At 33.7% G+C, this 14,029-nt stretch carries 12 protein-coding genes; 5 read left to right on the top strand and 7 right to left on the bottom strand.

Translation table 11 applies throughout. The features are described 5' to 3' along the window. Positions 1–56 precede the first annotated feature (56 nt). Genes AC3WRL_RS07630 through AC3WRL_RS07620 form a run of 3 tightly spaced genes read right to left on the bottom strand, consistent with a single transcriptional unit; the run spans position 57 to position 2,464 of the window. Positions 57–1,460, bottom strand: coding sequence for a radical SAM protein (locus AC3WRL_RS07630; RefSeq protein WP_214829977.1), 1,404 nt, complete (start codon positions 1,458–1,460; stop codon positions 57–59). Positions 1,461–1,469: 9 nt separating this feature from the next. Further along, positions 1,470–1,706 (bottom strand): hypothetical protein, encoded by a 237-nt coding sequence (locus AC3WRL_RS07625; RefSeq protein WP_261510551.1) that lies wholly within the window; start codon positions 1,704–1,706, stop codon positions 1,470–1,472. A gap of 11 nt (positions 1,707–1,717) precedes the next feature. After that, positions 1,718–2,464 (bottom strand): prolipoprotein diacylglyceryl transferase, encoded by a 747-nt coding sequence (locus AC3WRL_RS07620; RefSeq protein ID WP_492330046.1) that lies wholly within the window; start codon positions 2,462–2,464, stop codon positions 1,718–1,720. Positions 2,465–2,523: 59 nt separating this feature from the next. On the opposite strand from AC3WRL_RS07620, the gene AC3WRL_RS07615 reads away from it, so the two are divergent. Further along, positions 2,524–3,564, top strand: a complete 1,041-nt coding sequence (locus AC3WRL_RS07615) for a GMP reductase (RefSeq protein ID WP_492330045.1) — start codon at positions 2,524–2,526, stop codon at positions 3,562–3,564. A 43-nt stretch (positions 3,565–3,607) separates the two neighbouring features. Here AC3WRL_RS07615 and fabG read toward each other — a convergent pair whose 3' ends face one another. From fabG to AC3WRL_RS07595, 4 genes are all read right to left on the bottom strand, one after another. After that, a complete protein-coding gene (gene fabG, locus AC3WRL_RS07610) occupies positions 3,608–4,351 on the bottom strand; it encodes a 3-oxoacyl-[acyl-carrier-protein] reductase (protein ID WP_214829970.1) in 744 nt (247 codons plus the stop codon). 172 nt (positions 4,352–4,523) lie between these two features. Then, complete coding sequence (locus tag AC3WRL_RS07605; protein ID WP_214829968.1) at positions 4,524–5,996, bottom strand: hypothetical protein; 1,473 nt, start codon at positions 5,994–5,996, stop codon at positions 4,524–4,526. Further along, positions 5,997–6,671: a 16S rRNA (cytidine(1402)-2'-O)-methyltransferase gene (rsmI, locus tag AC3WRL_RS07600; protein WP_214829965.1), complete on the bottom strand. Its 675-nt coding sequence runs from the start codon at positions 6,669–6,671 to the stop codon at positions 5,997–5,999. It abuts the gene before it with no gap. Between the two features lie 8 nt (positions 6,672–6,679). Then, the gene (locus AC3WRL_RS07595) at positions 6,680–8,113 is read right to left on the bottom strand and encodes a DUF8457 domain-containing protein (protein WP_492330044.1); all 1,434 of its coding nucleotides are present in this window, start codon (positions 8,111–8,113) and stop codon (positions 6,680–6,682) included. 61 nt (positions 8,114–8,174) lie between these two features. Here AC3WRL_RS07595 and AC3WRL_RS07590 point away from each other — a divergent pair, with 61 nt between their 5' ends. The 4 genes from AC3WRL_RS07590 to ybeY all read left to right on the top strand — a co-directional run bounded on the left by AC3WRL_RS07590 (position 8,175) and on the right by ybeY (position 14,019). After that, on the top strand, positions 8,175–8,765 hold the full coding sequence (locus tag AC3WRL_RS07590; protein ID WP_214829959.1) for a thymidine kinase: 591 nt from the start codon (positions 8,175–8,177) through the stop codon (positions 8,763–8,765). Between the two features lie 236 nt (positions 8,766–9,001). Continuing rightward, positions 9,002–11,449: a bifunctional UDP-N-acetylmuramoyl-tripeptide:D-alanyl-D-alanine ligase/alanine racemase gene (locus AC3WRL_RS07585; RefSeq protein WP_492330043.1), complete on the top strand. Its 2,448-nt coding sequence runs from the start codon at positions 9,002–9,004 to the stop codon at positions 11,447–11,449. 4 nt (positions 11,450–11,453) lie between these two features. Then, complete coding sequence (locus tag AC3WRL_RS07580; protein ID WP_214829953.1) at positions 11,454–13,610, top strand: patatin-like phospholipase family protein; 2,157 nt, start codon at positions 11,454–11,456, stop codon at positions 13,608–13,610. Positions 13,611–13,614: 4 nt separating this feature from the next. Further along, on the top strand, positions 13,615–14,019 hold the full coding sequence (gene ybeY, locus AC3WRL_RS07575; protein WP_492330042.1) for an rRNA maturation RNase YbeY: 405 nt from the start codon (positions 13,615–13,617) through the stop codon (positions 14,017–14,019). Positions 14,020–14,029: the final 10 nt, after the last annotated feature.

The raw sequence follows: 14,029 nt of genomic DNA, 5'->3' as shown, positions 1-14,029 counted from the left end.
CCTTTTTTATTTCTTTCAAATTTTTTGAGTATAAAAGAACTAGGTCCTGGATAATACTAAAACAGAACCTTATCCTCTCTCCTTAATTCTTCCAGATATTCCTTTTTCCCATCTCTGTAAAAAAGATTCATTGTTTCAAAAGGGATTAATTTCAGATCTTTATTCACAATGTGAACACAGGATTTCTTTACTGCGCGAACATCAAAATCATGAGCATCCATAAAATTCATGATAATAATTCTGAATAAATTATCATAATCCAGATTTGGAGCCGAAACCTCAGGAAGACAGCAAAGTAATTGATTCACTTTAGGTTTTACTTTATCTACAGATATTCCAGTACTGAAAATGTCCAAAAGCTGCATTTGGAGTCCGGCATCCTGCTCATACACAATTGTATTTCGAGACTCATTATTCAGTAAATCAGCTGGATTGATATACCTCGTTAAAGGAATAATTTCACCCTCAAGTTTTAAAATATATCCCATTGCCAAAGCATCCGGGTTACAGGGAACGGGAATAATATCATCTGAATTCAATAATGGGAATTGATTCAGTATCTCTTGTCTTACTTCCGTTAAAGTAATTTTTTCATGTGCTGAATCTTCCCTGTTTCTTCCTGCAATTTCTACAGGCTGAAATGTAATTCCACGCACACATTTTTGTTTCAATGCAAAATCAATGATCTTTCCAATCTCATCTATATTTTTGCCTTGTTGAAGAACAATGACCAATGTCGTAGAAAGGTTAAGCTCGTTCAGCTTTTCAAGAGCCTTCATTCTGATATCGGTGAGGTCTTTTCCTCTAAAATCGATCAAAATCTCTGGTTTAAAAGAATCAAATTGAAGATAAACCTCAAACTCGGGAGCGTAAGTTGCCAGCTTTTCTGCAAAACCCGGATCATTGGCAATTCTAACCCCGTTTGTATTGAGCATTAAATGTTTGATCGGCTTCGACTTAGCAATATCCATGATCTTAAAGAACTCAGGATGGATGGTAGGCTCTCCGCCACTGATCTGAACAACATCCGGCTGGCCTTCATTTTTTACAATCACATCAAACATTGCTTCTATTTCTTCGAGACTTCTATGACTTCCGTAATGAGGAGATGACATTGCATAGCATGTAGGACAAGTCAAATTACAACGATCTGTTACTTCTACAATGGAAAGACAGCTGTGCTGTTCATGATCCACACACAGTCCACAATCATAAGGGCAGCCGTATTCTACGTCCGTTCCAAAATGCAAAGGCATTTCTGATGCTTTATTATAGTTTCTGATGTTTTTATAATAATGGACATCGGAAGCAATTTTTGTTTTGAAAAAACCATGATCAGGACATCTTTTCGTCATGAAAACGGATTCATCTTCTATAATGATCTTAGCTCCCACTCTTTTCAGACATTCCGGGCAAAGACTAATTGTATAATCGTAATATGTATAATTTCGTATTGGCATAATGTAATTTTATATTCCTCCACCACAAATATACCCACTGATCAGACCACAGATCAACAGACAAATCAGCATGCTCTGAATAAATTGTTTTTTGGTAAATTTTTTATCTCCTTTCCATTCATAGGAGATCTTCACAATCATTGTAATAATGAATGAAATAAATAGGGCTCCCAATATTATTATTAAAATAATCATTGCAACCATTCCGCCCAGATTTCCACCTTCCAAAAGGGTTAAGAGTTTCATTTTTAAATATTTTAAGGTGAATTTACGGTTTTTGTTTTTCTAATCTTAAAGATGTAATAAATAATTACACAAATACATAAAAGCTGAATCGTCCCCAGGCTTCCAATAATACCTACCCTCGGTTTTATAAAATCCAGAAAAAATCTAAAGGTAAAATAACTCAACATAAATAGTTGGAAAATATACCCGGATAGGTACTCTTTTGTACTTTTTTTTATCTTTAAAATCACCCAAAGACTGATTAAAAATACGATTTCATAAAGTGCAACAGGATGACGTAAATACTGATCTCCAAGATGCATCCCAAATATTGAGTCTGTTGGCAAACCATAGGTTTCTTCATAAACCCCGGTAAGAAAACAGCCTATCCTACCAATAATGATCGCCAGCATTAAAGGAAAAACAATAAGATCTCCCGTGCTTTCTTTATGTTTAACAACCTTTTTTGCCAACTCCACGCCCATTAAACCAAAAGCAAGTCCACCCACTATTGTATTATTCGACCAAATACTTTTCAAGTCAAAGTGTTCAAATAGTTTGTAAGGGTTTTCGAGATTACCAATTAACTTTGACCCGATTAAAGCGCCTGCTGTTGCTCCAATAAGAACCGCTGCAGAAGTATTAAAAGTAAGCTTTTCTGTTGATTTTCTTTTTAAATAAAAATAATACCGCATCCCCATAAACATCCCCAACGCTTCAAAAAGAGGATGCGCTAATACTGTATTACCAAATAATTGAAAAGTAACAGGAAAATCCATGCTTTCAAAAATACTATATTTAATATTATTTGCTAATTTTAATATTCTAAATAATTACAATGCGTATAGAATATGATATAAAATTAGGGTTTAAGGATGTAATGTTCCGCCCGAAAAGATCTACCCTGAAATCCCGGTCTGAAGTAAGTTTAGAAAGAGAATTTACTTTCAGACACACCAAAAAGAAATGGACGGGAACTCCCATCATTGCAGCCAACATGGATACTGTAGGTACTTTTGAAATGGCTGTAGAACTCGCAAAAGATAAAATCATTACAGCAGTTCACAAACATTATTCTGTTGAGGAATGGGATCAGTTTTTAAATAGTCAGCCTGAAAGTATCAATCAATACATTGCTTTAAGTACAGGAACTGGAAAAGCCGATGAAGAAAAACTTAGACAAATCATCGAAAAGCATCCAAAAATAGAGTTTCTGTGTATTGATGTAGCCAATGGTTATTCTGAGCACTTTGTAGGGTTTGTAAAGCAGGCAAGAGCTAATTTCCCTGATAAAATTATCATGGCAGGTAATGTGGTTACAGGAGAAATGGTAGAAGAACTTCTTTTGGTAGGTGCAGATATCATTAAAGTAGGGATCGGACCTGGTTCAGTATGTACAACCAGGGTAAAAACGGGAGTTGGCTATCCCCAGCTTTCAGCTATTATCGAGTGTTCTGATGCTGCTCATGGTCTGGGAGGCCATATTATTGCAGATGGGGGCTGTAAAGTCCCAGGAGATGTCGCTAAAGCTTTTGGTGGTGGTGCAGATTTTGTTATGTTGGGCGGAATGTTTGCCGGGCATGACGAAAGTGGTGGTGAGATGATTGAAGAAAACGGAAAGAAATACCGTCTTTTTTATGGAATGAGTTCAAAAACAGCAATGGATAAACATTCCGGTGGTGTTGCAGAATATAGAGCCTCAGAGGGTAAAACTGTGAAAGTAGGCTATAAAGGTCCGGTTTCGGAAACTGTAAAAGATATTTTAGGAGGTGTACGGTCTACCTGCACTTATGTAGGGGCCTCCAAACTTAAAGAACTATCCAAGAGAACCACATTCATCAGGGTTCAGGAACAGGAAAATCAAATCTTCAAAGATTAAGATAAATAAAAAGCCAGATCAATTGATCTGGCTTTCTTTATTTTTATGTTAACATTCCACCGTCAACATGTAATGTTTGTCCGGTAATATAAGTTGACATCTCACTTCCTAAAAATACACAGGCATTTGCAATATCCTGAGGCTGTCCACCTCTCTTCATTGGAATTCCATCTCTCCAGGCTTTAAGTGTTTTCTCATCTAAAGAAGCGGTCATTTCAGTTTCAATAAATCCTGGGGCAACAGCGTTACAACGGATATTTCTTGATCCTAATTCAAGGGCGATAGATTTTGTAAATCCAATTGCTCCAGCTTTAGAAGCTGCATAATTAGACTGTCCCGCATTTCCTTTTACCCCAACTACTGAAGTTATATTGATAATAGAACCTGATTTTGCTTTCATCATAGGTTTGATTACAGCTTTAGTAAGGTTGAATACAGAATCTAAATTTACCCTGATAATAGTATCCCAATCATCTTTAGACATTCTCAATAACAGATTATCTCTTGTAATTCCAGCGTTGTTGACCAGTATATCGATCTTGCCAAATTCTTCCATTACATCATCTACTAATTTTTGAGCAGCATCATAATCTGATGCATCAGATTGGTAACCTTTTATTTGAGTTACAGAACTTAAAGTCGCTTCTAATTCTTTTGCTTTGTCTACAGAACCGGCATAAGTAAAAGCCACTTTTGCTCCCTGTTGAGCAAAAATCTCAGCTATTCCTTTTCCAATTCCTCTTGTAGCTCCGGTAATTAGTGCTACCTTTCCTTCTAATAGTTTCATATCTATGACAATTATTTTCTTTTCTATTTACTAATGTATTGATTAGCGGCTAATTTAATATATTTTTTTTTGACAAAATAAATAGCCGCAAAGATATTATAATTTGTTATTCAACGCATTATTAATCATACATTACTTTCGTATTAAGTCTGTTTTTTGTCATGTTTGAGGATCAATCCCAGACTGTTTTATCTTCAGAATGCGTAAAATATAAAAATTCTGAATTTTTACCCTTCGTCAGTTTTACCCCTTTTCTATCCGATGAGTAGCTATCATAAACTACATCTTTAAGAGGTTCATTCTTATAGTTTGTAACTCCGAATTTATTTTCTTTTTTTACAACAATTTCATTGGCAGAAAGGAAAGTGATCATATCATCGTAGATCCCTGGAATTATTTCAATTCCTTCTTCATTCATCATTCCGAATTTATTTTCTTTATTTTTATAGATCAGCCCGGGTAAACGTACAAAAGGTTTTATAGAAACAATATTCTCCAGCACTTTGTATTGTTTATCCTTTGGTGAAAATCTGTAGAACACCCCTTCTTTTTTAAGAATCAGATAATTAGAAAATATTTTCTCGATCTCATAATCCCCATCTAAAACACTATTCAGATTTTTATCTAAAAGTGTTTCTTCATTATTTTTTCTCAGATAAAGAAAGTCTTGCCCTGAAATTTTAAGAGCATCTACATCATCATACTCTTGAGGCAATACAATTTCTCCGTTGGTTCTGATTACAGCAACTTTAGGATTTTTATTCTCAGGAACCGTTCTGAATAAGCCATTAAATAAATGGTTTACATATCCGAAATCCGTAGCATGTACTTTTTTATCTTTCTTAGAAAAGATACTTACTTTATCATCTTTCTTAAGATAGATGTATTCTGTTCCCACAAAAGCCTGATCGTAGATCTCTTCAGCCAATATATTTTCATCTGCATCTACAATTCCATATTTATCTTTAGGAATATTTTTAGTAACGAGAAAAGGATAGGAAATAATTCCATCAATATAGTGGTCGGAAATAGAACTTATCGTTTTCCCATTATTATCAATGATCTCGCCTTTTCTAAAACCGGTAATAATATATACCCTTCCCTTATAAAAATGCAAATTTTCATCAAACTCCCTATCGGAAACTAATTGACCATCAAAATCATAGATCTTCCAGCTTTTTCCAATTTTCACAAAGAATCTATTCTCACTGGCAAATTCTATTCTATCAGAGAAAGGAATGATCTGCTTTCCGTTGTAATCATAAACACAATCCCGTCCACTTTTGGAATAAATGAGTCTTTGTTTATTTTCCCAGGTTCTGAACTTAAAATTATCGAATGGTATTAACTGAATTCCTCTATTGTCAATCAGAGCCGTTTTTCCATTAAAAGCTCCTTCTCTCCCTTTTACAATGAATCGGTCTTTCGTCAGGCGGGAGATCTCACTTTTGTAAGGGAAATCAGCAGTAATGACTCCTAAAGAATCTACTATACTCGATTTACCGGTTTCAGAAATTATTCCATATCCCTTTGAGTAAAAGCGTACTTCTTTACCCAGTTTTTTTGATAGTAAGATCTGTTTGTATTGATCAGTTTGCTGTGCGAAAGAAACTGATGAAAGTAGTATAAAAAATAGCTTTTTCAATTAATTAGAATTATTCACAATAAGAACAATTTCTCCTTTTAAAGTTTTACTTTTAGAAAATTCGATTAATTCATTGATCGTTCCTCTTTTAGTTTCTTCAAATTTTTTAGAAATTTCACGGCTTAAACTTACTTTTGTATGTTCACCGAAGAACTCTTTGATCTGTTCTAGTGTTGTGTTTATTTTATGAGGACTCTCATATAAAACAATTGTTTTTTTCTCTTCTGCAAGCTGTTTAAGCTTGGTTTGTCTTCCTTTCTTTTGTGGGAGAAAACCGGCAAATAAAAATTCATTATTTGGAAGTCCGGATACCACAAGTGCCGGAACAAAAGCTGTTGCTCCAGGTAAACAAATCATCTCAATATTATGATCTGCCCCTGCTTTTCCCAATAAATAACCGGGATCAGAAATTCCAGGTGTTCCTGCATCAGTAATAATAGCAACATTTTGGCCGCTTTCAAGGTCGGAAATTACTTTCTCCGTTGCCTGATGTTCATTATGCAAATGATAAGATCTTAAAGGTTTAGAAATCTCGAAATGCTTTAAAAGGACTCCGGATGTTCTCGTATCTTCACATAAAATATAATCTACTTCTTTCAGTACATTCACGGCTCTGAAAGTCATATCTTCTAAGTTTCCTACGGGAGTAGGAACAAAATATAGGATTCCGCTCAAAATTAAAATTATAAAAATTTATTTTCCACCAATACCCATAATCTCTGGGCATATTCATCTACTTTTCTCCAGTTTCTGGAGTAATATAAGTCACTTAAATATTCTTTAGCTTCCTCTAGCGTTCTAAAACTGTTTAGGTCTGAAATTACAGTATTCAACTCGGACTGACTTCCATCAAATAGCATTTTTGAAAAAGCTATCCTATCATTCAGATCCAATCTGAACTCAGGTTTAGATTTTTCAGCTTCCATAAAATTTGTTGGGATATTGGTCTTCAACAAACTTCCATTGTCTTCTTTTACAACCGGCTCATTCTTTTCCCGAGGAATTTCTCTTTCTAAAGGATCATCATCAAACAGTGACTGAATAGATTTTAATCCTTTAATATTTGCTAATTTTATTTTTTTCTCCTGATTGTAAGCATCGAGATTTTCAAAGCTTTCATCAGAAGGATATTTCTCTTTTTCAGATTCCTGATATCCATGATCTATATCAACAATTTTTCTTTTATTAATTTCATCAGAAATAGCTTGTTCTTCATGTATCTCTTCAACCTGGGCATCATTTTTTATTTCGCTAAGGATATTTTCTACATTAGAAGTTTCCATTACCATCTCACCTTGTTCAATCGCTACATTTGAAGATATAAACTGTGATTCATTTTCTTCAATCAGCATTTCATCATCTTCTAAAACCTCACTATCGAAAATACTTGGAATCTTTTCATTTACTTCAAGAAATTCTTTTACATCACTCTCAAAAATCCTTTCTTCATTAGTTTTCATTTCTTCTATACTATTCTGAATACTTTCCTCTTCATCAAAAGAATTCATACTCGATTCCTGATAATTAGAAGGTTCGTTCTCAAACTCATTGATCTCATTGAGTTGATTCGTAAAGATCACCTCTTCTTCAATCTGATCATCATGTGAGTCTTCTTCAGTATCTTTTTCTACAATTTCTGTTTCGAAATTTTGTGCGATTTTTTCCTCATCTGCAAAATTAACTACATTTTCATGATATCCATTCTCAACAATTTCAGTCAATTGATTGTTGAAAATTTCATCTTGTTCTGCCGTAGTTGGAGCATTTACATGCTCAATCTCTTCATATTCCGAAGCCTCATTTTCATCAATTTCATTCAGTTCATTATTGAAAATCGCCTCTTCTTCCGTCACTTCATGTGCTGACTCCTGGCTATCAAGTTCATCATTCACAAAAGAGTTATTCGTTTGACTTTCGGTATTTTGTGACGATGTATTTGGTATAAAATACTCTATATTCTTTTCCAGCATCTTCAAAAAAGAAATCCTATTGGCAAGCTCATCCACAAGATCTTGCTTGGAAAGTAATTCATCCACATTGTTTATTTTCTCCAAAATATCAATGATATTCTTGGATTCGAAAAAAATTTTTTCCTTTAAATCTTGGATATTCTGCATATAAGATTCTTGTTAAAAATTGCTTACTTTTGATGTTAAAATATTACGGCTAATTTAACAAATGTTTTTAGAAAATACAATTAATCACTCCAAACAAAGCGGTTGGATGGAAGTTATTTGTGGCTCAATGTTTTCCGGAAAAACCGAAGAGTTGATCAGAAGGCTGAGAAGAGCAGAAATGGCAGGGCAGAATGTGGAAATTTTTAAACCAAAAACTGATACCAGATATTCTGAAGAAGATGTGGTATCACATAATCAGAATAAGATCCGAAGCACCGCGGTAGAAAATCCCAACGAAATCCTTTTGTTGGGTTCTAATTGTGATGTGGTAGGAATTGATGAAGCACAGTTTTTTGATGAAAGTATTGTTGACATTGCCAATCAGTTGGCAAATAGTGGAATAAGAGTTGTTATTGCGGGTTTAGACATGGACTTTTTAGGACGTCCATTTGGACCAATGCCCAATCTTATGGCCACTGCAGAATATGTAACCAAAGTGCACGCTATTTGTAAGAGAACGGGTAATCTGGCTAATTACTCTATGAGAACTTCTCAGGGAAATAATTTAGTGGAATTGGGAGAAACAGAAAGTTATGAAGCTGTAAGCCGCAGGGTTTTTATAGATGAAGTCCTTTTAAAGAAAAAAAAATAATTTTTAAATAACCTAAAATTAGATTAATTTTAATTTATAATTTTATATACTAAGTTAAACGCAAAGACGTAAAAATAATTTAATAGTAATCTTTTTAGGGTGCCGAGATTTTATCCCTGGTAAAATTAAGCCTCATACCTTGTTGAGAAATTTCTGATTTTAACAGGTCATAAAAATATTCTTTTTAGAGAACTTTACGTTTTGGCTGTTTATAAAAAATAAGCTGACGGGAAGTAATGAATTATACGATACAAGAAATTGCAGATATCACCAATTCACAAGTTATTGGTGATACTGATATTATTATAAAAAATATAGCTTTTGATAGCAGAATTATCTATTCAATCAAGAATACTGCATTCATTGCAATTAATACAAAAAAAAATTCCGGTGAAAAATTCATAGAATCGGCCATTGATAGGGGGATAAACGTTATTATTTCCGAACATCAGTATCCGCAATTTGAAAATATCACCTGGATCTTAGTTGAAAGTTCTATTGACTTTCTTCAAAAACTTTCTAAATACCATTTTGAACATTCTCATCTGAAATCGATAGGAGTTACAGGAAGTAATGGAAAGACCATTTTAAAAGAATGGCTTTATCAGTGTTTGTGGAACGAATTTTCTACAGTAAAGAGTCCTAAAAGTTTTAATTCGCAAATAGGACTCCCTCTTTCATTACTTCAAATTAATGATTCTTATGAGCTAGGGATTTTTGAGGTTGGAATTTCCAAGCCCAATGAAATGGAAAAGCTGGAAAATATTTTCAAACCTCAGATTGGTCTTCTCACTCATATCGGAACTGCACATGCTGCAAACTTTGAGTCTGATGATGAATTGATCAATGAAAAGATCAAGCTGTTCAAAGATTCTGAAGTCATTATTTACAACGGAGATAATTCCCTAGTTAATCAGAAAATAAAAGAATTATATTCAAGTAAAAAATTAATATCCTACGGTTTCAAAAATGAAAATCAGGTATTTATTAAAAATAGCATTTCTAAAGATGAAAACATCATCGTAAAATATTTTAATGAGGAAATAAGTTTTCCCGTTCATCAAAGGGATGAAGCTACTCTAACGAATGCTTTAGCCCTTATTACGGTTTTAAAAGAGCTGAATATTGACAATCAAAAGATCATCGAAAAAATCAACGCTCTGAAAACTGTAGAAATGAGATTAGAGGCAATTGAAGGAAATAAAAATAATATCATTATTAATGATTCCTTTAATCTGGATCTGGATTCTTTGAAAACAGCTTTACAATTTTTAAACGAATATAAAAAAACAAAAAAATCTCTGGTTTTAACTGATATTGTAGGGGTGAATTCGAATTCAAAAGAGTTGTATGAAGAGGTTTCTGAACTTGTTAATGAACAAAAATTTGACTCTGTATTCTTAATTGGAAACGAAATAACCCAATTTAGCGATCTGTTTAAATCTAAAACCTTTACTTTTATCAATACTCAGGAATTAATTGAAAGTAAATACCTTACGGATATTGAAAATCAGATTATTCTTTTGAAAGGAGCGCGAAAATTTGAGATTGAAAGGCTTAAAGACATTCTTGAACTAAGAAAGCATGATACCGTTTTGGAAATCAATCTGAACGCAATTCTTCATAATATCAACTATCATAAATCTCTATTGAAACCTGAGACTAAAGTAATGGCAATGGTAAAAGCAAATGCTTATGGTTTAGGAAGTTATGAGATTTCAGAATTTTTACAACATCACCATATCGATTATCTTGGTGTTGCATATACCGATGAAGGCGTAGAACTCCGAAAAAAAGGAATTACAACCCCTATCGTTGTCATGAATGCTGCACAGCATAGTTATGATGCGATTATACAATATAATCTGGAGCCGGAAATTTACAGCTTCAGGGTATTAGAATTATTTAATGAAGCCGTTCAGAAATCCGGATATGACCAAAAATTCCCTATCCATATTAAACTGGAAACAGGAATGCATCGACTTGGTTTTAAAGGATTTGAGTTAGATCAGTTAAGTGAAACTTTAAAAAATAAAAATGTAAAGGTTCAAAGTATCCTGACCCACTTATCATCTTCTGATATGCCGGATGAAAGAGAGTTTACTTTAAATCAGTTTGAAATCTTTGAGAAAAACTCCAACTATCTTATTGAAAAGCTGGGATATCAGCCTATCCGTCATATTCTGAATTCGTCAGGAATTACAAGTTATACGGACCATCAATATGATATGGTAAGAATTGGTATCGGAATGTTAGGTGAGTCACCAAATAGTGAAATACAAAAACAGCTTCAATCCACTGTAAGCTTTAAAACCGTTATTTCTCAGATTTCAACCGTAGAAAATGGAGAATCTGTGGGCTATAGCAGAAGATATAAGACCGATCACACGACGAAAATAGCCACAATCCCGGTAGGTTATGCAGATGGAATTCCAAGATTGATTGGCAATCAGATTGGTAATGTTGGAATACATAAAACCCTAGCTCCTATCGTTGGAAGTATTTGTATGGATATGATGATGATCAATATAGATCATATTCCTAACGTTGAAGAAGGGGATATGGTAACTATCTTTAATTCAAAGCCAAGTTTAAAAGAATTTGCAGATTACTGCAAAACAATAACCTATGAAGTATTAACCTCCATTTCGCCGCGGGTGAAGCGGATTTATATAAAAGATTAACTCTATGAGAAAACTCCTGGTTCTTATACTCGTATTCCAATTGCTTTTGCTGCATTCGCAGGTAAAAAAAGGATTGGTAATTCCAAAAAATCCCAGAATTGGGCTTTCGCTGGCCGGAGGTGGAGCTAAAGGATTTTCTCATGTAGGAGTACTCAAAGTATTGGACTCCTTAGGGGTAAAGGTTGATTACATTGCTGGTACAAGTATGGGAGCCATTGTTGGTGGTCTATATGCTTCGGGATATTCAGGAAAAGAAATAGAAAAAATTGTAATGGATACGGATTTCTATTCTTTAATAATGGATCCTAAGTCAAGGAAAGAAAGTACATTTTTTAATAAATCTGTAGACAAATATCTTTTGTCAATTCCTATCAAAAATGGAAAGATTAACCTCCCCTCTTCCATAAGCACGGGTCAGAAAAATGTATATCTTTTAAAGGAACTATTTAAAAACGTTTCCAATATCGATGATTTTTCAAAACTACCCATTCCCTTTATGTGTGTAGCAACTAATCTGGAAAGTGGAAATATGCAGATTTTTGAAAAGGGAGATCTTGTACAGTCTATTATGGCGAGTTCAGCATTTCCGTCACTAATGGATCCCGTAAAGGTTGGTGACAGCATTTACATAGATGGGGCCATGACTGTAAATTATCCTTCAAAGCCATTAAAGGACAAAGGAATCGACATTGTTATCGGTGTCGACCTTAATCAGGATCTATCGAAAAGAGAGGATTTAACTAATATTATTGCCATTCTCAATCAGATTATCGATATGAATATTCATAAAGATACCAAACGGCAATATAAATACACAGATATCAATATTAAACCTAATTTAAAAGGGATGTCTGCTACCAGCTACGATGAAAAGAAAAAAATTCTCGATAGTGGATATGTTGAAGGGTTAAAATACGTTGATATATTAGATCAGTTGCCAAAGCGATCGTTTGACCGCCTTAGACAGCGTATAAATCCAATTTATTCCAACGTATATAAGATTGATAGTCTTTCTTTAATTGGAAGCAAAATATATGGTAAAAACTACGCCTTAGGGAAAATGGGATTACATCTCCCCTCTTTGGAAACCTATGGCAGTATCAATAAAAAAATAGACAGGCTGGTTGCAACCAATAATTACAAGTTTATCAATTACGATATTGTAACAGAGAACAATGCAAACTATCTGAAATTATATGTTACTGAAGATGATGCCAGACATTTTTTTAAATTCGGCCTGCATTATGATGAAGTTTTCAAGACAGGGTTATTACTCAACTATTCTGCTAAGCGTCTTTTATTCAGAAACTCAAATTTATCTTTAGATGTTATTGTGGGAGATCAGCCAAGGTACTATCTGAACTATTTTATTGACAATGGATATATACCAGGATTCGGAATTTATTCTTCTGGGATGAGTATTGATCTAAAGGATATAAATAACAATGTATTTGATAGTTGGCAATGGTTGAGAAATGAAGCCTATATTCAGTCCATTTGGAAGGATAAATTTGCAATTGGGGGTGGAATAAGCCATGACTATTTTAGTGCTGATAATAATGGTACCAATGAAAGAGTAAGTCGTTTTCTGAATCCTTATGTATTTATAAAAAGTGATACTCAAAATGATAAGGATTTTCCGACAAAAGGAATATACATATCAGCTGAAGGTAAAGTTATCGATCTGATGAAATCCGAATTGGAAAAAAGAATAGTTCAGATAAAGGCAGATATAAGAATAAACGTTCCTCTTGCAAAACAATTAACTTATCGACTGAACTTATATGGTGGAGTAACTTTAGGAGAGCATCTGCCTGAATTTTATAAATATAGATTAGGGGGAATTTTTGAACAAAATGTGGTTAACTTTAAAAGCTTTGCTGGTTTTTATTTTGCTCAGCTTAGTACCAATAATGTTATTCTTATTTCAAATGATCTTCAGTTTAGATTCAACAAAAATTATTTCATCAGTGGGAATTTCTCTTTTGCGAACCTTTCGAATGATATTACCTTCGAAGATGCTGTTAAACTTAATTACAGTTCACTTGGAATAACTGCGGGATATAAATCTCCTTTCGGCCAGATTAAGGTTAATTTCAGTCATTCATTAAAAAATAATCAAAAAGGCATATTCAGTGTTATATTAGGACACTGGTTTTAAAACAATGATACAATTCTTTTACGAAAACTTACCAGATTCTGTACATACAGACTATACTAAATGGCTGGAAGATATCATTCTTTCAGAAGAAAAAAAATTAGGCGAAATCAATTACATCTTTTGTGATGATGAATATTTGCTTAAGATAAATCAAGATTATCTGCAGCATGATTACTATACGGATATCATCACTTTCGATTATGTTAAAGGCAAAACAATAAGCGCGGAGATTTTTGTATCTTTGCAGCGCATTTCAGACAACGCTTCTACCCTATCCAGAAACTACGAAGAAGAACTAAGAAGAGTTTTAGCCCATGGCATTCTTCATCTTTGCGGTTATAAGGATAAAACAGAAGATGAAGAAAAGGAAATGCGTAGAAAAGAAGATTTTTATTTAGCTACATATTAAGACTAATATC

The organism is Chryseobacterium sp. FW101-FHT12H09 (genome assembly GCF_058790395.1).
This window is presented reverse-complemented; position numbering and strand designations above follow the sequence as displayed.